16 protein-coding genes are annotated in these 22,073 nt (G+C 63.1%); 2 read left to right on the plus strand and 14 right to left on the minus strand.

From position 1 onward, the window contains the following. Positions 1 to 42 precede the first annotated feature (42 nt). The 14 genes from RR42_RS09650 to RR42_RS09710 all read right to left on the minus strand — a co-directional run bounded on the left by RR42_RS09650 (position 43) and on the right by RR42_RS09710 (position 20,944). Complete coding sequence (locus RR42_RS09650) at positions 43 to 3,234, minus strand: autotransporter outer membrane beta-barrel domain-containing protein (RefSeq protein ID WP_043346097.1); 3,192 nt, start codon at positions 3,232 to 3,234, stop codon at positions 43 to 45. A 390-nt stretch (positions 3,235 to 3,624) separates the two neighbouring features. Then, the gene (locus RR42_RS37700) at positions 3,625 to 4,359 is read right to left on the minus strand and encodes a hypothetical protein (protein WP_144409802.1); all 735 of its coding nucleotides are present in this window, start codon (positions 4,357 to 4,359) and stop codon (positions 3,625 to 3,627) included. Positions 4,360 to 4,970: 611 nt separating this feature from the next. Next, positions 4,971 to 6,749, minus strand: a complete 1,779-nt coding sequence (locus RR42_RS37705; protein ID WP_052494556.1) for a filamentous hemagglutinin N-terminal domain-containing protein — start codon at positions 6,747 to 6,749, stop codon at positions 4,971 to 4,973. A 180-nt stretch (positions 6,750 to 6,929) separates the two neighbouring features. Then, positions 6,930 to 8,615 carry a ShlB/FhaC/HecB family hemolysin secretion/activation protein gene (locus RR42_RS09665; protein ID WP_063778437.1) on the minus strand — a complete coding sequence of 562 codons (1,686 nt, stop codon included), beginning with the start codon at positions 8,613 to 8,615 and terminating at the stop codon, positions 6,930 to 6,932. Positions 8,616 to 8,984: 369 nt separating this feature from the next. After that, complete coding sequence (locus tag RR42_RS38415) at positions 8,985 to 9,272, minus strand: fimbrial protein (RefSeq protein ID WP_269083395.1); 288 nt, start codon at positions 9,270 to 9,272, stop codon at positions 8,985 to 8,987. Between the two features lie 51 nt (positions 9,273 to 9,323). Further along, positions 9,324 to 10,358, minus strand: a complete 1,035-nt coding sequence (locus tag RR42_RS38420) for a fimbrial protein (RefSeq protein ID WP_158408274.1) — start codon at positions 10,356 to 10,358, stop codon at positions 9,324 to 9,326. Positions 10,359 to 10,882: 524 nt separating this feature from the next. Further along, entirely contained in the window at positions 10,883 to 11,254 is a 372-nt protein-coding gene (locus RR42_RS39580) for a hypothetical protein (RefSeq protein WP_144409803.1), read from the minus strand. 514 nt (positions 11,255 to 11,768) lie between these two features. Further along, the gene (locus RR42_RS09680; RefSeq protein ID WP_144409804.1) at positions 11,769 to 13,025 is read right to left on the minus strand and encodes a fimbrial protein; all 1,257 of its coding nucleotides are present in this window, start codon (positions 13,023 to 13,025) and stop codon (positions 11,769 to 11,771) included. Positions 13,026 to 13,112: 87 nt separating this feature from the next. Beyond that, complete coding sequence (locus tag RR42_RS09685) at positions 13,113 to 14,141, minus strand: fimbrial protein (protein WP_158408275.1); 1,029 nt, start codon at positions 14,139 to 14,141, stop codon at positions 13,113 to 13,115. Between the two features lie 263 nt (positions 14,142 to 14,404). Continuing rightward, a complete protein-coding gene (locus RR42_RS09690; RefSeq protein WP_043346102.1) occupies positions 14,405 to 17,035 on the minus strand; it encodes a fimbria/pilus outer membrane usher protein in 2,631 nt (876 codons plus the stop codon). 186 nt (positions 17,036 to 17,221) lie between these two features. After that, entirely contained in the window at positions 17,222 to 18,001 is a 780-nt protein-coding gene (locus RR42_RS09695) for a molecular chaperone (RefSeq protein WP_052494561.1), read from the minus strand. A 111-nt stretch (positions 18,002 to 18,112) separates the two neighbouring features. After that, positions 18,113 to 18,664, minus strand: a complete 552-nt coding sequence (locus tag RR42_RS09700; RefSeq protein WP_043346106.1) for a fimbrial protein — start codon at positions 18,662 to 18,664, stop codon at positions 18,113 to 18,115. A gap of 234 nt (positions 18,665 to 18,898) precedes the next feature. After that, entirely contained in the window at positions 18,899 to 19,531 is a 633-nt protein-coding gene (locus RR42_RS38105; RefSeq protein ID WP_158408276.1) for a response regulator transcription factor, read from the minus strand. A 297-nt stretch (positions 19,532 to 19,828) separates the two neighbouring features. After that, positions 19,829 to 20,944 carry an EAL domain-containing protein gene (locus RR42_RS09710; RefSeq protein ID WP_052494562.1) on the minus strand — a complete coding sequence of 372 codons (1,116 nt, stop codon included), beginning with the start codon at positions 20,942 to 20,944 and terminating at the stop codon, positions 19,829 to 19,831. Here RR42_RS09710 and RR42_RS40655 point away from each other — a divergent pair. Both RR42_RS40655 and RR42_RS09715 read left to right on the plus strand, forming a co-directional pair. Beyond that, on the plus strand, positions 20,918 to 21,343 hold the full coding sequence (locus tag RR42_RS40655; protein ID WP_052494563.1) for a hypothetical protein: 426 nt from the start codon (positions 20,918 to 20,920) through the stop codon (positions 21,341 to 21,343). The genes RR42_RS09710 and RR42_RS40655 overlap by 27 nt on opposite strands. Before the next feature lie 62 nt (positions 21,344 to 21,405). Further along, positions 21,406 to 22,071, plus strand: a complete 666-nt coding sequence (locus RR42_RS09715) for a response regulator (RefSeq protein ID WP_043346108.1) — start codon at positions 21,406 to 21,408, stop codon at positions 22,069 to 22,071. Positions 22,072 to 22,073 lie beyond the last annotated feature (2 nt).

The raw sequence follows: 22,073 nt of genomic DNA on the forward strand, positions 1-22,073 counted from the left end.
TGGGTTTGGGTTTGGGTTCGGGCTTGGGTTTTTTGCCCGAAATCACCAGCTGTACCTGTAGCCCATGCTGAGCGTCCACGGTTTGTCGAGCCTGGCGCCGCTTGCGTACCCGTAGTCGGCGTACAGGCGGTGGTTCGTGCCCAGTGACGCAGCAACGCCCACGCCCAGCTCGGCAAGGCCGCCGGACAGATCGGTCCGGGTAGCCACGCCGTTGGTGCGTACCGTGCTCCTGCCGTCAAGCTCCTGCGACAGGCTCAGCTTGAGGTAGGGCTGCACGGCGTTGCCATTGGCAAATGCAATGTGGCGGCCGAGCAGGGAACCAACGCGCAGGCGCATCGAATTGCCGCTGCCGGCATCGACCTGCAGACCGTTGCTGGCGCGGTAGCTGGCGCCGCTGGCGCGGAGCATCGACAACGCCACCTGAGGCTCGACGAACCAGCCGAAACCGAACGGCATCTGGCGGCCGGCTTCCACCGACACGCCGATGGCGTTCTGGTGGGAGGCGGCCTTCACCGACTGGCCGTCGGTCGCCACCACCGCGAAGTTCTGCTGGATTTTGTTGGCCTTGAACATGCCGTCGACGTACCAGCCGGCGTCAGCCAGCCAGGTGGCATAGCCACCGAAGTGGTAGCTATCGGCGCCGCCCGTGCCTTCGTCACGAAAACGGCGGTCGGTCGAACTGTATCCGGTCATGGCGCCGACGTACCAACGCCCGCCTTCGACCGGCAGGGACTTGTCGACGCCGACCGCCAGGCCGCCCACGGTCTGCTCGAACGAGCGAGCGCCGCGATTGTCGAGCTTCTGGCGCTCGCCGAAACCCCGCACCCAGACGCCACCTTCGTTCTTGCCCTGGCGCAACTCACCCATCCGCTTGGCCAGCGTGCCTGTTTCGGCATGCCAGATCGCGTGCGCGGTACCTGCGCTGGACGTATTGACCGCGGCGTTGGCGGCCGTGGACAGGTTGTCAGGCGGCCCGATCCGGGACTGGTCTGGCGCCGGCACCGCTTCCGGCGACAGCTCGATGGCGTTGACGAGGCTCCAGTCGGTGGCGCGGCCGTTAACCGTGTCGCTGCTTTTCAGCGCATAGCGATAGGTGCCGGCGTCTACCAATTGATCGCGGTTTGCGAGCGCGAACGACCCCGGGCCGCCCTCGCTCTGAATGATCCTCAGGGACCCGTGGCCGGCCAGTGGCTCGGCGCCGCTGTTGGCGACCAGCACGCGGTGATTGCCCGTGACGGTGCCGGCGACACGCAGCAGGTCCCCCTGGCCGGCGCCCAGGTCGGTGCGCATCTCGAACAGGCCGCCGCCGCCGAGGTTGCCGGTCACGTCCAGCACCTTGAAGCCGCTGCCCGGGGTGGCAAACGACACCGTGCCCGCATTGTCCAGGCGCGCCACCGCCGAGTTCCCGCGCACGCGCCAGGTGCTGCTGCCGTCAATGCTCAGCGTATCCAGCGTCCGCCCGGCGTTGTTGCGCAAGGTGCCGGTCAACACGGAGTGGTCGCGCAGGGTTACGCTGGCCGACCCGCTGTCGAGCAGCACGTCACCCACCAGGTGGCTGCGCTGCGCGTTGAGTTGCACATTGCGTGCGGCGATCGTAGTGCTGCCGCTTGGTGTGGAGAGGCGCCGTTCGTCCACGTACAGCAATGTGCCTTCGCCGCTGCGGGATCCACCGATGATCGTGGTGTCGACCAGGTTGGCGATGAGGCCGCCGCCTTCGACCGAGATGCCATTGCCGCGCGCGGCCTCGATATGGCTGTTGCGGATCCCTATCGCGTTGTCGACGCCGGGCGTGTTCGAGTAGGCCTGCATGCCATTGGCGCCTGTGCCGCCGGTGCGTATGTCGACGCCGTCCAGGCTGGCCTGCGCGCCCTGGTTGCCCATCATCAGTCCATGGGCGTTGTCGCCAGCGGTGCGCACGATGGTACCGGTTGCTTCCAGGCGCGCGCCGTTGGCGAGCAGGCCGTAGGCCGTGTCGCCGTGCGTGGTGACCGAGCCACCTTCCAGCACGACACGGGACCCGGACAGGCGCGAGACCACACCGATGGCAGCGTTGCCGAAGGTCTCGACGGCGACGCCGTGCGCGGTGGTCGTCGCGCTGGTGCCGCTGCCGCCATAGAGTTCGGACACGTAGATGCCGTGCCCGCTGGCGCCAAGCGTCGTGATCGAGCCGCCGTCCATGGTGACTGCGCCCGCCCGGTTGTCCACGCCCAAGGCGTTTTCCCCGGTCATCCTGATGGAGACGTCCTTGGCCAGCACGACGCTCTCGCTCGGAACCCGGATGCCAGCCACGAACGAACCATTGCTGCTGATCTGCACGCGTTCCAGCCTGGCATGGACACCATCGGCGTTTGCGTCGATGCCGGAACCCGTCTCGGCATGCACCACCACATCGCGCAACTCGGCTTTGGACGGGGTGAATACCGCGCCACCGGCCCTGGTGAGATACACGCCGTCGCGATACGCATCGATGGTGCCGTTGAAGTACGAGATGCTGCCGCCGGCCGCGTGGATGCCGGTGCCGCGGACCGAGACGATCTCGGCGTTGGTTGCGGTCACCGCGCCGCGCTCGACGCTGATGCCTTTGCCGCCCCAATTCGTGGCGGCGGTGGCATGGAGCCTCGCCTGATCCAGGACGACGCTGGCGCCATCCGCTGCGTGGACTGCCGAGGCGCCGTCGCCAAGGACGGTGATCTGCGTTTCGCGGGCGGTAATCACGGCATCCGTCCCCGCTGCGTGCAGGCCATGGGCTTCGTCTCCCTGGGTGGAAACCGAGCCGCCGGTCACCTCGGCGCGCCCGCCGTCGATGGCGTGCACGCCGTAGGAATATCGACCCTCGGTCGTTGTCCGCGTGCCGTTCAGGGTCGCTAGGCTGCCCGCATCGCGCACGACCAAGGCATCGGCGTTGAACTCGCCCAGCGCGGTAAGGTTGCTGTCGGACAGTCCCAGCGTGCCGCCGGCGCTGACGGTGACGCCCTGCGCGCCGACGCTTGTGCCTGCGATGCCGGCCCGGATGCTGACGCTGTTACCCGAAAGAGAGTTGTTGGTTCCCCTGATATTGACCGCTGCGCCGGCATCCGCACGCGTGACCGTGTCACCGGGGAAGAGCACCCGGTTCTCCCCATCGGGTGGGGAGAGATCGATGCTGGGGTAGGCCGTCGCTGCCGTGGCCAGCGGAATGGCCGGGAACAGCATGGTGAGGATGGCGACGGAAATTCCGGTCGGTTGCAGTTTCATGGAGGCGTGCCCGGCTTGCTCCGCCCAATACCAAATACACCAAACCTGAATCCGTTATTGAAAATAATGAAGTGAGTATGGAGGCGTTGACGGGGAGCGTTGAGAGAATGGGATCAGCCGGGGCATTCTAGATACGCATTCGCCAGATTTGAATCGGACAAGTACGAAAAGCGTGGCGCTCGACGACAAAGCGCGGTCTCCGGGCATGGCGCATTGCTCAACCGAAAACGAAAACGAAAGCGCGAGCGAAAGCGAAGCGGGCGCCTGGAAAAGTCGATGTCAGGATGCTGGCCGGGAGCGACGCGCGTTGCGCTTGGCTCGCGGCCAGTTTGACTTCCACGGCGCCCGGGATCGAGTCGATGAAACCGGCGCACGTGGAAGGCAGCAGCCTTACTCGTCGATCAGCCGGGAGTGCCCATGCAACGTGAAGTGCGAGTCGGGCGGCAGATAGGCCACGGCGCTCGGGCGCGAGCCGGCATCGTACGCGGGCGCAGCCAACATATAGCCAGCGCTATGGCCGACGCTATCGCTAGTGCTATGGCCGGCGTTATCTCCAGCATCATCGGCTACCGGCGTCCCGGCACTGCGCCCGGCCACCTGCCTGGGAGGAACCGGGTCGGCATGCGAATGCCTGCGGGCCATGGCGCGCTCGACCGGTGCGGCGACAGGACTGGTGGCTGTGCTGGCGGTTGCGCTATCAGCCCGCAAAGGGGCGGGCAGAGGCGCCGCAGGCGTGGGCGAGTCAACCGCGGCCGCCACGGCTTCCGGCCGGTCGGCCACAGCGGCTTGCAGCCCGGCATCCGGTGCGGGCAATCGCGCAGGCGAGGTCACTGGCATGGACCCGGGCATGGACACAGGCTGGAACGAAGGCAAGGGCTCGGGCGCGGGGCCCGTCAACCAAGCCGCCAACAGCCACGCCGCCGCCGCCATGCCACAGCCTACCGTGCCGGCAGCCAGCCCGCGCAGCCGCGCGCGGCGCAACGCCCGCGCCAGGGTGGGGGCCGTGCTGGCAAGATGGACTTTGACGGCCTCCGCACGGTACGCGGCAAGCGTATCGCGCACATCGAAGCGTGTGCCCCATGGTGGTGGCACATCGAGTTGGGAAGGAATAACGGAACTAGACAAGGCTTATCTCCGAAGCGCAAAAACGACGCAACGCGGCCGGCCTATCCGGGCGAAGCTGGTCAGTGGAGTGATATTAGCATCGCTAAAATCAGATGAAAATCGGACAAGTACGAATCTGCATCACCGCAGAACCGGCTTTCGAAGTCCGCATTTTCGGCCTCGATGCGCGCCTGGACTGAGGTGCAGGGCAATTGCGCCGGTTTTTAAATTCGGACTTATCCGATTGCAAGCGCCATAAAAAATCAGACTTATCCGATTTCCGGCGCGATGCAATCTCGTTAGACTTTCGTTTGTCGGCATACCCCTATGTGCCGACGGTCTACATTTGCTGAGTGGGCGACCCCCTCCGACCCCGCAATCGCGCCCCAGGCTGTTATCCCCGTGACAGCCTGGGTTTTTTTTTGCCGGCGCCACGAAAGCCAGCCACGCCGGCGAAGTCCGCAAAGTCGGCAAAGTTGGCTTTGGCAGCGTGCCGGTGCGTTGCGGCAGCGATCAAAAGAACAGACACCAAGGTTGGCATACGAAACGCCCGCGAAAGGCGGGCGCCGGGAAGGCGCCCGCTTCGCCTTTCGTCATCCGCGTCGCGCTATGCCGCGGATGCCTTCAGCGCGTCAGTTCCAGCGCGTATTCCAGCTGACGGGCGTCGCTTGCCCCCAAGCGCCGACGACGGGTGCGGACCATTGTTGTGCCCACCAGTTCTTGGCGGGCTTGGCTGGCTTCACGGGTTTGGGTGGCTTCACCGGCTTCACGGGCTTGACTGGCTCCTCAGGCTCCACAGGCTTGACCGGCACCAAGGGCAGCTCCACAAGCTGGGCCTGCTCGATGGTCCCGGAGTTGACGAAGATCGGCGAGCGCACCGTCACCTCGCCCTCTTTGGCGGACAGGCGGTCGAGGTTGGTGAAGGTGGTGCTGGAGACGTCGAGGTTGCCGTGCTCGCTGGACAGCGTGCCTTCGTTCCTGCCGGACGTTATCTTGACCGACAGGTCCCGGCTCGCGGTGATCTTGCCGGAGTTCGAAAATTCCGCCGCCTTCACCGTGGTGATGCCAGTCGCGCTGCTGACCGTGCCTGTGTTGGTGATGGTTGCGGCATCGAGCTTGAGCTCACCCGCGTTGGAACGGACAACGCCATCGTTAATCAGGGTTGCGGCGAATACGGAAAGGTCCTGCTGCGCTTCCATGGTGCCTTGCGCGCCATTGGAGAAGTCCGCCGTCTTGGCCGAAAGCGTGCCGCCGGCCTTGATCGTCTTCGTGTTCTGCAGCGTGGCCGTGTTCAGCGTGATGTCGCCGTCCGACGCGATGGTGCCGTCATTGATCAGCGATGCCACCTTGATCGTGGCGCCGGATGCGCCGCGGATCGCGCCGGCATTGTCCAGGCTGTTCGAATTGATATCGGTGGTGCCTGCCGCGAGCAGCTGCGCGCCCGACCGTACGCGGATCTTGTCCTCGGTGGCTTTCCCGGCGACGACGAAACCGGGCTCGATGTCGGCGTTGGCCTGCTCGCCGCCCTGGCCTGCCGATGTGACGACCATGCCGGTCTTCTTGATCGTCAGGTCACCCGTGAGCGCCTGCACCTTGCCTGCGATGTTCACGCCGGCGCCACCTTCGGTGCTTCGCAGCGAAATGGCGTTGGCGTACATGCCGCCCAGCGCGGCCACATCGATCGCGTGCACGGGAACGATATCTTTCCCGTTGGTCGTCTGCGCGGCGTCGACGCGTTCGCCGTCATAGGCGATATCGTTGCGCCCCGCCACGGCGCGGATCAGGTCCTTGGCACGGACTGCCGCGTCGATCTTCATGGAGCGCGACAGCAGGTCGACCTTGTCCACCGTGCCGGCATCGAACCCCCGGCCGCTGATGGCGATGTCGCCGCCGGCCACCGCGAAGCCGGATACGGCGCCGCCGCTGGTGAGGTTAGGGGTGCCCGTGGTCAGTGTGACGCGGGAGGCGTTCAGCACGCTGCCGCCATCGACGGAGATGCCGTTCGGGTTGGCCACGATCAGCGCGGCGCGCTGCCCGGCGATTTCCGTGGCGCCATTCAACATGGTGCGGGAGCTGCCGACCACCTCGTTCAGGATGACGCTGGCGGCGCCATTGGCGAGCGCGGCATTGCCCGCGACGTTGCCGCCGATCTGCGTGGCGGCGCCGTTGGCGCTGTTGTTGAGCACCACGCCATTGGCGCCCACGTTGTAGTTCTGGAACTGGTTGTGCGATACGCCGGCGGCGTTCGGCGCGTTGATCTGCACGAGCGGCACGCCATTGGCGGTCGCGCCGATAGCCGGGCCGCCAGGCGCCGCGCTGATCTGTGCGGACGCGATGGAGGCGTGAAGCGCCGGGACGGCCAGCAACAGTGCGCGCAGCAGGCTGCTGCAGCTGGGCGGGCGGGCAATCATGGATGTCGTTTTCATCATTTGGGCCATGGAAAGTAAAGTGAGAGACGGCAGGCCGCCGGCATACGGAGATCCGTGCCGATTGGGGGCGGGCATGCCGGGTCAGGGGGGGCGATTCAGTGATGGCTGTGGTTGGCTTCCTCCGTCAGGTTGTGGATCCATTCAATGTCAGTGCATCCGGTGTCATAGCCTCATGGATAGCTGCACGGCCACCGCCACGCGGGCCGCCTCGAACCCGGCCGGCTTGGCCACCGGCATGCCAACCGACACGTCGTAGCCAACCCTGCCATACGCGCCCCGGACCCCGATCGCCGCGCCCACGAGGGTCCGCCCCGCGAGTTCGCGCGTCACGCTGCCACCCACGGCGCCCGCGTCAGCCGCGGCATAGGCTTCCTGCCCGGTGTTCCCGATCGCCAGCGCCACTTCATTGCGCAGCACCCACCCGCTTTGCCCCATCAGCGTGCGCGAGCCATCGAAGCCACGCACGGTGTAGCGGCTGCCGATCGAGAGCATTTCCGTCGCCGGGATCGCATTCGGCGCGGCCTGGGCATTGGCGCTGGCGCGATAGCCCAGGCGTTGCCCGGCGAGAGAGAAGGGGGCATCGACGCTCGCATTGGCGCTGAGGATGCTGTAGCGGCCGTTCCATTGCGTTTTTCCGCTCACATAGCCGCTGTTGGCCGACCACGCGGGAATGCTCCCGCGCAGGCCGAGGCCCGCGGTGACCGTCATGCGGCTCGTGCGTTGATAGTGGGAATAGCTGAGTGTGTAGCTGGTGATGTCGCGCGTCTGCACGCCGATCGGCCATTGGCCAAGCCGGACGTCGTCCGATCGCCGCGACAGCCTGGCGCGCACCGTGCCCTTCATCGTGCCGGTACGGTAGGCCACGCTGCTGGCGCCCACCTCGAACGTACGCGTGCGGCCCGTGTAGGGCAGGTTGCCGGCAGTCGTTGAGATCGTCTGCAGGAAATCATACTGGTTCGCGCCCAGCCAGAAGGCGCCATAGCCAAGCGGCACGGTCCATTGCAGGCCCATCGCGCGCGAGCCGACGGCTCGGTTGCGCAGGTGCGCGTCGTTGTTGTAGGTGGCGACGAGCTGGTCGTAAAGTCCCAGGGGCGAGTCAAGCACCAGTACGCCGCCGAGCTGATTCTTGCCGGTCGCGTCGATGCCGGAGTTGTCGGCGGTGACGATGGCGCGCCAACGCCGCACCTCGGGCGCATGGTGAATGGCGAGATCGGTCTGGCCAAACGCCTTGCCTGGCTCCAGCACCATCCGTACCGATGCATCGCCGGCCACGGTGCGAATGTTCTCCAGCGTCTGGTCGAGATCCCGCAGGTTGAGCACGTCGCCTTCGCGCATCGGCATTGCCATCTGGCGGCGGCCCGGGGCATCGCCGGTCTCGGCGATGCTGCCGATGCGCCCTGGCACGAGTTCGATTTCCAGCGTGCCGGCGCGCAAGTCCTGCTCGCCGATGAGCACTTGCGTGGTGAGGTAGCCGCGCTCGATGAGCTGGTAGCGCAGATGGTCGCGCAGGCGGGTGATGCCCTCGGACCCGACGCACACGTCCTGCACCTGGACAGCGCGCACGAGCCATGCGAACGCCTCGGCGTTCTTCCATGCAAGGCGCGAGATGTTGAAGCAAGGCGACTCCACGGGAAAGACCAGTGTCGCGTGTGGAGATGCCTCGCCGCCCGACAGCACAGGCGCTGCGGACGAGGCGCGTGAGAACGCCTCGTCGACCTGCTGCGCCTGGCGGCGTGTCGTTTCTGTGGTCTCGGCGGCCGCATGCGGTGTCAGTGACTGTGCGGTGGCCGCGGGGGCCCGAAGCAGGAGCAGCGCAACTGCGCCGCCGATAATGCGGATGGATTTCATGCTGCCCATGCTGCGCGCGTTGCCTGGAACGCAGGCGCAGGTTTGTTGCGGAAACGCCAGCCCGCCAATGCCTGCGCCGCTTGATGGGCCGGGGTGGCAGTCGCTGTGTGTTGCGTTTGGTGTCTTGTGTTTGGTGTCTTGCACGCGCGTGCGCGTCGTGCATCGTGCGTCGCTGCTGTCGTTAGCGAAGTAACAAGATTCTGAGTGTCTTGGGCAGGGAAGACAATCGGACAAGTTTGAAAATGCGGCGGAATTTGCAAGAAAACCCGGCGCGGCGGCCGATGCGTGCTGCCGCATCGCCAGATGAGGACGGCGGCGGCGGGGGCGGCAAGGCAGACCGAACCGAAAACCGGTTGAAGCGGGTTGATGCTACTGATACGAGAACGTGACCGTACTCCGCGCGCTAACCGAGCCCGGCTTGATGGTCGGCTCGGTCTTCACATATTTTGCGGCCAGGGGAATGTTGACGTTGCCACCCGACGCCCGCGAGCGGCAGACATACCTTTGGTTGGTGTTTCCCTTCGCCGACGAATCCGGACCGAGCCCCGGCGGCGTTGTTTCGCCCGAGCGGAACATTTGAATTCCCACGCCGGTGGCGGTGGAATTGCCGCCAACGGGCCTGTCAGTGCATTGCCGGCATTTCCATCTCCCGAAAATTTACAGCATCAGCCGGAAAGCCTGTGTCTCTCCGTCCGGATTCGGTGGCTACTACTGATACGAAAAAGTGATGGTGCTGAGCGCGCTCATGGCACCCGGCTTGATCGTTTCCGCCGTCTTGATATAGCGCGCTTCGAGGGGCACCGAGATCACACCACCAGATGCCGATCTACCGGCCAGCCACTGATTCTTATTGCCCTTGACCGATGAATCCGGCCCAAAATTCAACGGACTGGTCGTACCTTGCTTCATTATCTGAATACCCAAGCCAGTTGCCGTCGAATTCTTCGCCAGGCTAAGGATATTGCCGGTATTCGCGGGATTGGTCGCATCCGTCAAGGTTGCATAGACACTGACGTTCGCATCGCATTTGAGTCCCAACGAAAACGGCGCCGACTTGGCGGCAGAGACATCTCCTACCGCTTTCAGGCTATACGTCACCAACTGCGGCATGACCACCGCGTTGGTCGCGCCGGACGTGATCGTGCATGCTCTTGCCGTAACGGTGATGCTCAATGCACCTATACCTAACGACAGTCGATTCGACACGACAGTTCCATCCAGCATGGCGCCTAGGGTCGAGGTGGTTTGAGCCGGGACACGATAGGTTCCCGTTGGGACAGCCCCCGTTGCGACGAGCGTCACCCGCTGGTTGTAACCCCAACCGCCAGAGCCGGATGGCCCGCCCGGAAACACAGTTGGCCCAGCCCCAATAGACACCCATGACGTGTTGATATTTTTTGTTTCCAGTGCGTAACCGATGCCGGGAATTCCGGTTTCAAATACAGCCGCGGGGCCGGTGTAGCCCTGATACGTCACACCCGGAACCACTCTCCCGAGCGGCGTTACGACGACTGCATCGAGCCGGCAGCCGGCGCCGGAGATTCCTGCAACATATTCGCTTCCGGCAGTCGATGACGGAAACTGAATCCCTGGGGTTAACGAATCTCGAACCTGGCTGAGAGTGGTCGGAAGTGTCGGCGATAACGAAGTACCAGGCCAAATTACCGTACAACCAGCAAACGCTGATTCAGACAGAAACATGACACCCAGGATTAGAGCGCTCGAAGTAATTTTAAATAGCATAAGAAGTCCACTTGCCATACACGTGTCGGATCCATCAAAGTTCCCGATGCCATCCGAACACCGCAATGCATCATCGGGTGCATGCTCCCATCTCTGCCTGGGCTAGATGCCCGCGTTGGCGTCACATCCCGTGCGGCGCAGCCGCACGACTCGACATAAATTTTTCGTTGCTCAAGCGCTGCGCGGCGTCCTGCGCGTCCGAGCTTCCCGATAAGTATTGATGACGCGGATTTCGAGGCCCCCGATGCCGACGAGCGGCCGACACGCATCCACGCGTCGTCACCTTGATCGTCCCTGGAGCTGAAAGACGGATGGGTTCTTCACCGCGCTGTTGACCGTCCGCATCCCGCGGTCTCACGACAGCCATAGCCTGAAGCAAAATGGCGAAAATGCCGGCGACAAGGCGTCCTGAAGCAACAAGGATATCGAGATTGCAGACCGTTTGGAATAGGACGAGTACTAAACTGCGCGCCGTCGACGAGAAGGCGTTTCGTCGTTGGCGCAAAGGGCAGTGCCACGGGATTTCAGCGAGGAACAGGGCCGGTGTGATTGAATTGCCGATAGGCAAATTGCAAACTCCAGGGCGCGTAGACATAGTGCAGTGCTCGCCCCACGGCGGTGCCGCCGGCATGCGGGCGGGCTTCATTGCGCAGATCCAGCGTGACAAGGACCAAAAGCGCCACCTTGACGTCGGAGTAGCGGTCGCGTGGCAAGAGCCTGGCCGCGATGCCTTGCGCCATGTCCTGCTGTTGTGGCGGCAGGCTTGCCAGGGAGGCGGTAGCAAGCGCGCAGTATCCGTTGCCCTGCGAGGCAAGCCGCCATAACTGCCATTTTTTCGGGGAATTCATCTTTGATTGTTCAAGAGGGAGAGCACCGGTCGTAGGTGTAATCGCCACGCTTTGCTGTAACGGGCGGGAAGATGGTGGAACGGTGCAGGTTGGCAAGCGTCCGCCGCACTGGCGAGACTGCGCGGTATAGCTGGCGAAGGCACCGTAGGCGCCCCCTGAGCCGCTTCATCCTGACCGCGCGTGGGCTGCAGCCGGGAATGTAAGCACCAGCGGCAGAAGCCATTTCGACAGTATCTTCGCGTATGCGTACGATCCAGCGGCACTTCTTGTGGATTCCAGAATATTCATCCCATTTCCCTTATGTTTTTCTAATTTATTATGATTTTGCGTTGCGCAATCGTTGCGCGGCGTTCCACGCATCCGATCTGATTCTCTAACGGCGCACCTGATTCGATGCCTAGTTCGGGCGAGGCGCACCATCCGCGCATGCCGCATCGATCCGCTGCAGCGGCTGCATCGCCGAAGGAGGCCGGCGGCCGCGCGGGCGGACTCAATCGCGCGTTCAACTGACGGTATGCCCTTCGCCGCGACGGCATGCGGCAGACGGCGCGGACAGTCCGCGCTACTGGTAATCCACCAGCACGGCCATCATGCCGGAAATCGTGCCGGGAGTGACCGTCGCTTCGGTTTGAATGTAGCGTGCGTTCATCGGGACCGAGTACGAGCCGCCGGTCGAGGCGCTATATGCGGCGAGCGGCAGCCGTTGATTGAACGTCGCGGGGGCGCCGTCCTTGCCGGTGATCTGGATCGCCACGCCCTTTGCCGTCGTGCCGCCGGCGACCGGCAGCGCGCCGGCGAAGGCGGGCGCCGCGCCTCCGGTCGGGCTGAGTGTATAACCGATGCGCGCGAAGCCGGGTGGGCAGTTGTTGAAGCGAAGCTCGAACCCCTTGGTGCCCGACATGTCGCCGGTCGATCCCACGCCCTTGAGCTTGTGCACGACCATGGCGGGCAGCGCGACGCTTTGATCCGGTGTCGAACAGGTGCCGTTGATCAGCCTGACGGTGGCCTTCAGAACAATGCTGAGACCGGGGTGGCTCGCATAGCATGCGCTACCAGATATTGGCACATCGTAGGGCACGCACAAACTGAAATAGCCCGGGCGGCCGTTTTGCTGGCCCGCGAGGCTGCCGGCCGACAGTGGGCGAGCGTCGCGCACCAGTTGCACTTCCAGCGGCGATCTGAGGATTAAGGTGTTGCCAGTTTTGTGGCCGAACGAGGAGACGGGCTGGCCGTTGATCAGCAGGCGAGTCGAGATGCCCGATACGTTGGTCACGATCAACGGTCCGGGATTGAGTGTACTCGCGCCGTTCGGCCAGAGCGATACCGCAGCAACCGCGCACGACGGCGATGCGCCGCAGAATTGACTCACCGGAATCGTGTAGCGGCTGATCACGGTGCCTGCCGGCAAGGTGCTCGGCAGGTTAAGCGTCGCTCCAAACGCCGTCATGTCGGTCGTCGCAAGTGCTTTCGGCGAAATCGACGCGACAACGACAAGAACGAATGCCGGGATCAGGCGCGCGGTAAGACCCCGGGGGATTTGATGAAACTGTTGCATGGCAGGAATTTTTACCTCCGGTAAGCGAGGGAACATCTCTCGCTCCCATGCCGCGCCTCGATTCGGGTCACGCTTTGTACTATCGGGACTCGCGAGCTTGATCCGGGACGCCTGCGCATGGGCTGCCGCCTGGAATACAAGCGCCAGCCGCAGGAGCCATTTCGACAGCCTGTTCGCGTATGCATATGATCCGGCGGCACTTCCTGGCGCTTCCAGAATATTCATCCCGATTTCTCTCAATTCCTGCGATTTTGCGTTGCTCAAGCGTTGCGCGGCATCCCGCGTATCCGATCCGATTTTTAGCGGCGCACCTGATTCGATGCATAGTTCGGGCGAGGCGCACGATCCGCGCTACTGGTAGTCCACCAGCACGGACATCATGCCGGAAATCGTGCCGGGAGTGACCGTCGCTTCGGTTTGAATGTAGCGTGCGTTCATCGGGACCGAGTACGAGCCGCCGGTCGAGGAGCTATACGCGGCGAGCGGCAGCCGTTGGTTGAACGTCGCGGGCGCGCCGTCCTTGCCGGTGATCTGGATCGCCACGCCCTTTGCCGTCGTGCCGCCGTCGACCGGCAGCGCGCCGGCGAAGGCGGGCGCCGTGCCTGCGGTCGGGCTGAGTACATAGCCGATGCGAGCGAAGCCGGGTGGGCAGTTGTTGAAGCGAAGCTCGAACCCCTTCGTGCCCGACATGTCGCCGGTCGATCCCACGCCCTTGAGCTTGTGCACGACCATGGGAGGCAGCGTAACGCTTTGATCCGGTGTCGAACAGGTGCCGTTGATCAGCCTGATGGTGGCCTTCAGAACAATGGCGAAACCGGGGTGGCCAAACAGGCATGCCTGGCCAGGGTTTGCCCAAACGTAGGGCAAGCACAGACCGAAATAGCCCGGGTTGCCGTTTTGCTGGCCCGCGAGGCTGCCGGGCGACAGTGGGCGGCCGTCGCGCACGAGTTGCACTTCAAGCGGCGAATTGGCGATGACTGTGGCGCCGGTTTTGTAGTCGAACCTGGAGACGGGCCGGCCGTTCATCAGCAGGCGACTCGAGATGCCCGATACGTTGGTCTCGATTAACGGTCCGGAATGGATTGTACTTCCACCGTTCGGCCAGAGCGATATCGCAGCAATCTCGCACGACGGCAATGCGCCGCAGAGTTGACTCAACGCAATCGTGTAGCGGCTGATCACGGTGCCTTCCGGCAAAGTGCTTGGCAGGTTCAGCGTCGTTCCAAACGCCGTCAGGTCGGTCATCGCAAGTGCTTTCGGCGAAATCGACGCGACAACGACAAGAACGCATGCCGGGATCAGATGCGCGGTAAGACCTTGGGGGATTTGAGGGAACCGTTGCATGGCCGGAATTTTTACCTTCGGCAGGCGAGGGAACATCTCTCCCTCCCATACCGCGCCTCGATTCGGGTCACGCTTTGTACTATCGGGACTCGCGGGCTTGATCCGGGACGCCGGCGCATGGGCCGCCGCCTGGAATGCACGCGCCCGCCACAGGAACCATGTCGACAGTCTCTTCGCGTATGGGTGCGAGCCACCGGCACTTCCTGGAGCTTCCAGAATATTCATCCCGATTTCTCTCAATTCCTGTGATCTTGCGTTGCTCAAGCGTGGCGCGGCATCCCGCGCACCCGATCCGATGTTTAGCGGCGCACCTGATTCGAGGCATAGTTCGGGCGAGTCGCACCATCCGCGCAGGCCGCATCGATCCGCTGCAGCGGCTGCAGCCCCTTTTGCTTCTTTCGCTCCGGCAGGTTGTAGGGGACATGGCATACCGACGATTCGTCCTTGCCCCACCTGACGGTCAGTTCGCCTTGCGATTCCAGGCCGCGCGCGAAGATCTTGCCCATCTGGCCGACCGAGCCGACTTCCTTGCCGCGCTCGTTGAGCACCGTGGCGCCAAACGGGAGCGGCTGGCCATTCGGCCGCCGAGGCTGGATCAGCGCGGAGCGCCCGGATTCCGTGGCGAACTTCAGCATCGGGACCGAGCCCGCCAGCGGCGCCACGCGCTGGCTCGTTTCCTTGAGTTCCACATCGGTCGACAACCCCTTCGGGTCCAGCTCGACCGTGTTCATGTTGAACGGCGTGAGGTACGGCACGATCGCGTAGCCCCGGCTATCGATCCGCACGCCCGACGCATTCGTCACGCGCGCGCCTTCCGCTCCCGGTGCTTCGACAATCGCGAAGGTTTCCGAAAGCGGCTGCGACAGCGTGATCCCGCCGGGATGCCCGACCATGGCGCCGCGTGCCGAGACGGAGGCCTGCTGGTAATCCGCACCTCCGCTCACGCTCGCGCCGAGTTCGACGTTCGGGGCCCGGTACATCACGTTGGCGCCACCAGTGGTCGTCGAGCCGCCTCTGCCGTTCGCGTGATTGGCGTTCAGGCCGTAGGAGAGATTGTTGTCCACGCCGGACGACCCGGAGACCGACGATTGCAGCTGGGTGCGTCCGGCGGTATCGCGCAGCAAGCTTCCGGTGACCGTGCCCGGCGTCTTCCCGCCCAGCGGAATCGTCAGGCCGACGTAGTACAGCGTGCTCATCTGCCCGCCGGAGTTGCGCTGGCGCGTGGCGGAAACACTGTAGGAGAGATTCTTGTAGGCATTGCTGTAGCCCACCGAATAGCTCACATCCGAGCCGCTGCGGTTCCAGTATGTCGCCGTGGACGCGGTGGCATTGAGGTTGCCGCCGCGCTCGCCGAGCCGCTGGTTGAGTGTCAGCGACGCGCGATTGCGTTGCCGGTAGACCGTGTCGATCGACAGGCCGCGCTCGGCCTGCTCGCGGGCGAGCATGGCGTCGTTGAGCCCGAAGAAGCCGGCCGTGGAATAACGGTAGGCTGCGATCGAGATGTTGGTGCCGGTCGCCACCACGTTTTTCGCATAGCTCACCCGCACACTGGAGCCGTCGAAGCGCTTCACGCCCGGGATCGAGGTGCGGGCCTGCGTGACGTCCGCCCCGAGCGCGCCGTATGAGGTGTTCAACACGCCGCCGGCCATCACCGACACGTAGCCTTCGGCCACGGTGATGCCGCCGTAGCCGGTCAGCAGGTTGGTGAAGCCGTGCTGCCAGGTGCCCTGGGTGAAGAGCGGGTTCTTCGAGCTCTGCTGATTGCGCACCGCACCCGCCACCACGCTGTAGCGGCTGGTGCCAGGACGCAGCGACAGCGGCACGGCCGCATACGGCACGGAGAACGAATGCACGGAACCGTCCGCTTCCGTGACGGTAACGCGCAGGTCGCCGCCGTACCCGGTCGGGTAGAGATCGTCGATCTCGAACGCACCGGGTGCGACCGTGGTCTCGTAGAGCTTGACGCCGTTCTGCGAAATCGAGACTCTCGCATTGCTGTTGGCCACGCCGCGCACGACCGGCGCGTAACCGCGCAACGAATCCGGCAGCATCCGGTCGTCCGAGGCAATGCGCACCCCGCGGAACTGGGTGGAGTCGAACAGGTCCCCCGAGGTATAGGACTCGCCGATGATGAGTTGCGACGACAACGATGGCAGGTTGCGTTGCAGATAGGTGGCGACGTTCTGGTACTTCTGGCGTCCTTTATCGTCCAGGTTATACGACCCGTCGTGACGGAAATGCCAGCTCCCCAGGTTGGCGCCGATATTCAGGCCCAGGTATCCCTGGGTCTGCGCATTGCCGCCCTGGCTCTTGGTGCTGTAGACGTTGGCGTTGTAGCCGACCATGCCGACGGGGACGCCGGCATCCCACTGGTCGGGGCTCACGTATCCGCGCGCGTTGCGAACGAGCGAAATCTGCGGAATGCTGAGATTGAGCCGCTGCTCGCCGAAATCGAAACTGGTGCTCGCGTCCGGAATGGCCTGCCCGAGGCGAACGCAGGCATCCGGATCGGCGAAGGTGGCCTTCACATGGTGAGGCAACTTGCCAAGATTGACGCCCGCCTGCTTCAGCAGCGCTTCATTGAAGCAAGGCTGGGCATCCGCGGAACCGGTTACGGCCTTGAACGGCACACTGGCGCGGCCCACCCAGTTTTGCTCGACATAGATATCGACGCTGTATGTTCCAGGCGGGACGATATTGCTGCGCTGGAACTTCGACAGATCCACGGTGCCGCCGCTGTTGTTGAGAAAACCGCTCTCGAACTCAAGGGGCGTGGACTGGGCTTGTGCGATTTGAAACGGCTCGGGCGTGCCACCATCAGCGTTCGCATTGCTCTGCCAGCCGGCCAGGCCGGTCAGGAGCAAAGCGCATATTGGCCGCAACTGCGGCATGTGGCCAATATCGGAATTCGGACGCTGAATCGGCGGCATACAAAACACTCCTGGAGCAATTCATCAGGCGATCATGGATCGGACCACGCCATCGGATCTACGGTCCGAACTTGCCGCCCGACTTCGGTACGTGGCGCATGGATGCGCAACGCTTGCTTGTGTGGGATTTCTGATTGGCCAGCAGTGCGGCTGGCCCGGATGCGCTGGCCGCGCTAACCGGCCAGGCTAGTGCCGCGGGTCGATGGCGACGGGCACTTGCGCATTCTTGTTGCCGCCCCAGTCGTCGATGCTGCTGAACTCGACCGTCGCATCCGCGGCGGGCGCCGATTCCAGCCCCGTGATCGGGAATTTCTGCGACGCGCCGGGGAGTACATAGCCCATGCCTGCGTCGAACGTTTTCCCGCCCATCTTCAACTGGACACTGCCGAGGCTGACGACATAAGGACTGGGGTTGACGGTCTTCAGGACATACTGGTTGGCTTCGGGGTCCCTGGCGATGTGCCACTTGAGCAGTGCCGGGGCTTCCTCGGCTTTACCCGGCAGTCCCTGCGGCCGGTACATCATTTTGATCCGCGTGCGAAAGGCAACCTGAAGGCGGTTGCGTTCGTCTTCGGCGGCCGGCTTCGGGGGGACGTCCAGGACGTTGATCCAGAACAGCGATTCCTTGTCGGTCGGCAACGGCTCGTTCGTATAGATGATGCGCAGGGTCTGGCCCTTGCCGGGCTCAACGCGGAACATGGTCGGCGTGAGCGTGAACGGCACGTCGATCTTGTCAGGTGAATCATTCTCGGTCCCGGTATCGATCCACGTCTGCACCAGGGAGGGGAGGCGGCCGTCATTCGTGACCTTGAGGGTCATTTCGCGCTCTTGCGAGGGAAAGACGAGGCGCGTGCCCGAGACGACGACGGCTGCGGCGGCCGTTGTCGCGATCGATGCGCAGGCAATCGATGCGGAAACCAGCGCCATCATCCTCGATAACTTCGACTTCGGAATGCTGAGTGTCATATGCGTGTCCTTTGCGTTGATACCTCCTGTCGCAAGCCGCCGGCCGGAGCCGGCCGGGCGGCTTGCAAGCTGGTACGTCAATCCCTGTAGATCAGAGATTCGTCCTTGCGCTTAGGGGTACATCAGGGTGTATTGCACGAACGAGTTCGCGCTACCCGCCGTTGCCACGCCAGTCGCCGTGTACTCGGCGGCGTAGCTCAGCTTCGCGATGCCGGTCGTGCCATCGATGTCCACGATCTGCGAGTTCTGGTCGGTGCTGGCCGCGCCCACCTTGATCGGCAGGGACTGATCGTTCAGGATGCCGATTTCCACGTTGGCAGCGGCGTCGGCGCCCTGCAGCTTCAGACGGCCGGTGTCGGCGTTGACGGTCGTGCCGGGTTCGAAGGAAACAGCGACCTTGGTGGGCGCATCCTTGGAGACGGTGCAGCCCGTCAGCGAGAGGACGAACGGCGTACGGCCGGCAGTGGCGCCCGCCTTGGCCAGCGTGCTGGTGCTCACCTTGGGCAGCGCTACGGCCAGATCGTTGGTGCCGCCGTTGATCTTGCAGGTGGAGGCGATCACGCTGCCGGTGAAGTTGATCATGCCGTCAGCAGCTTGTGCCGAGCCAGCCGCGGTCATCAGGCCAGCCGTTGCCAGGGTGATTGCCAGAATTTTCGTTTTCATTTTCAAGTTTCCTCTCGGAGGTTAGTAAAAGCAAGTTTCAAAGGCTGCTTGATACGCATGGCCACTCAGCAATATCGCGAGTGAATGGCATTGCATTCATGCAAGGTTAGAGGCTGCACACTCATTAATGAGTGATTGCCTCGGTACAGGGCGGCTTACAGCCGGTACTGCGGGCGACCCGGTATCAGGGAAGCCAGCCGGAAGATGCGCGATCGCTGCTGCGACTGCGATCAATCAATGCTGGCTATGATTAATGTCATGGCCATACTTGATGAGATCGACATTGCTCTTTATTCCGAGCTTTCGCATGGCACTCATCTTCTGGCAGCTGATTGTCTGTTTGCCCTTCTTGAGAAGGACTGCAATTTCACCGACGGTCATGCCCGATATATAGAGGCGCATCACCTCGGTTTCACGGGCCGAAAGCGGCTGTGACCGATCTATGTTGGACTGCAGGCAAGCCAGCGCCAGGCGGACCCGTGGAGAAATATACTGCCCGCCGGAAGCGCTGACATGAATGGCAGTGATTACCTCTGTTGCATCGTCATGCCGACCCACGATGGCGGAGACGCCAAGGGCCAGGACAGACTTGATGATGGCGGGCTGCTTGTGCCTCGTCAGGATAACAATCTTTGCATTTGGGTGAAGGCGGCGAAGGCGGGATACATAAGACAGCCCATCAGCACCATCACCATATTCATCTCCACGAATGGAGTAGTTCGTTACAACAACATCACAATCGGTATCAGACAAAGCACCGAATAGTTCGGATGACGATTCACACGACGCCAGGACGTTTATCGTCGAAATAGAATTGAGTGCGCATTTCAATCCATCCAGTATCAATGGGGTGTCGTCGGCGATCACCACGTTTATGTTTAACTTACGCATTCTAACCATGGACCCTTTGTTTGCTGATTGTCTGGTTATCCCCTATTTCGATGGCGGCGTGTGGCGTTGCAATATGTGTATCTTGTACGATTCTTGGGCCAAGATACATAGGACATGTACGAAATTTTCAGAAATTAATAGGACAAGTCCTAATCTTTGCAGTTGTTGACATTCAGGCGGCAGCGCCAGGGGAGGCGGTCGCGCCACGGATTGTCACAGTCTTTACGGCTCAAGGGGCGGTGGCGGCGGCAGGCTGCGGCGCCATGCGCCGCATCAGCTTGCGCGGAAGAAGCGCGCGATGGCGTCTCGCTGGATGGCGGGCGATATCAGAAAGCCTTGCGCCCGGTGGCAGCCAAATTCCTGGAGAAGCCGTAGTTGGGCTTCGGTCTCCACGCCTTCCGCCACAACGGTCAGGCCCATCTTGCGCCCGAGCTGCACCACGCTCGAAAGGGCGGCACGGAAGGCATCGATCATGATGGCGTCCTTGATCATGGACCCGTCCAGCTTCAGCTCCGTGAAAGGTGTCGCCACCAGTCTGTAGAACGAGCTGAAACCACTGCTGAAATCATCCTGGGCCAGGCCAAAGCCGTGCATGCGCAGCCGGCATGCGCCCGCGTAGTAGTTGCTTTCCTGCGCCTCCATGGAGTCTTCGGTCAACTCGAAGCAGATGCGCCGCGGATCGCCATTGGCCGCTTTTACCTGCGCATGCAAGCGATCGGGAAGTTCCGGGTCATCCAGCAGCCTGGTCGTCAGGTTCACGGAGACGGCGATATCCAGGCCGGCGGCCATCCAATCTTGTTGTGCGGCGAGTGTCTGTGCCAGCATGGTCTGCAGCAAGCGGTCCTCAAGCCCTTCGCGCTCAATGGCGGACAGGAAGGCGCCAGGCAGCAGCAAGCCGAATTTCGGATGTTCCCAACGTGCCAGCGCCTCCGCGGCATGGCCCAGGTCATCGACCAGTGCGTACTTTGGCTGGAACCACGCTTGCATTTCGCCGTTTTCCATCGCGGCGATCAGGGCATTGCGGTGAAATTCCAGGGTGTTGCCGGGCAGGGCGGGACGTACACGCTTCACGCTCTCGCTGTACGCGCCAAGCGCTGCATTCACGCCTTGCTGGGTGAGCGGCTTCGGCAACGTTGCCATCACCGGGATGCCCCGCGACTCGGCGACCTTGCGGGCGCCGACCAGTATCGGCCGCGGCGCGGTGCTTGTGATGACCAGCGCCGGCGCGAGCGCGGACACAGGCAGGCTCTGGATGATCTGGATGCCGTCGACGCCGGCGACATTGAGGCCGGTGACAACCAGGTCAAAAGGGCATTCGCCCAGGCGCTGCAAGGCTTTGGCTCCGTCGGTGCAGCCTTCCACATGATGTTCGCCCTGGCCGGCGAACATTTGCATTGTGGTGAAGAGGTGCCGCGGATTCTCTTCCACGACCAGGATGCGATGACGGCGCGCGCTGTCCGGGCCTATTGGCTTATCGCGGGAACGCGCGCCTGGGGAGCCATGGAGCAGGGCTTGATGCGGAGCGAGGGTGCTGAGAAATCCTTTCATGCCCACAGGATAAAAGGATGGTTGGCATTACTGAATAGGACGAGTATGAAAGTAGCGCCTCGGGTGAAAGAAATCGACGCGCCAGTCGTGCTCGGCCGCCAATTGGGAGGGCGTCGGCGCGGATGGTATACCATCTGCAAAGTCTACTTCGCACTTGCAGGCGGGAAAGTGATCGAAGGGTATCATTGCGACCGGGGTCGAAACCCTGGCGCCGTGTGGACCAGGAACTGTCCGTGGTGACGTTGCACTCTTTGCCATTGGCATCTTGGGGTCTTGTGCAACTTTCTACAAGCGTGGGCTTGATGGATGACTTTCATTTGCGTGTCATGGTGGCGGACGATCACCCAGTCACGTTGTTCGGCATTGCCCACTCGCTGCAGGGGGCCAGCGGCATCCAGGTAACCGGGACAGCCTCGAATTCCACGGAACTGGTCGATGCGCTCGGCAAGCAGCCTTGCGATGTGCTGGTGCTCGACTATGTCATGCCGGATGGCAAGTACGGCGACGGACAGGCACTCATCTCGATGATCTTGCGGCGGTTTCCCGAGGTGCGCATCGTGACCATCACCATGGTGGACGATCCAGCGGTGCTGCGCGCCATCCAGACGCTTGGCGTGACCTGCATACTGAGCAAGTCCGATGCCATGGCGCATATCGTCACCGCTGTGCATGCCGCCTATACCGGCGGGCAATACGTGTCGCCCAGCGTTGTTGCCTTGTTCGAAGATCAGGAGGACCCCGGTGCCACGCGCAAGCTGAGTGTCCGGGAGGCGGAAATCGTGAGATTGTTCCGGGCAGGCTACAAGGTGGGCGAGATTGCTGCCCAGCTGCATCGTAGCAAGCAGACCATCAGCTCGCAAAAGGTGGCGGCAATGAAAAAGCTCGGGGTCACGCGCGATGCGGATCTGATCCGCTACAGCGGCGACGAGATGCAGCCTGAGCCGGAAGGTGGGCAAGAGCAAGCGTGACG

Origin of the sequence: Cupriavidus basilensis (genome assembly GCF_000832305.1) — a bacterium.
In the GTDB taxonomy this organism is placed as follows: Bacteria; Pseudomonadota; Gammaproteobacteria; order Burkholderiales; family Burkholderiaceae; genus Cupriavidus; species Cupriavidus basilensis_F.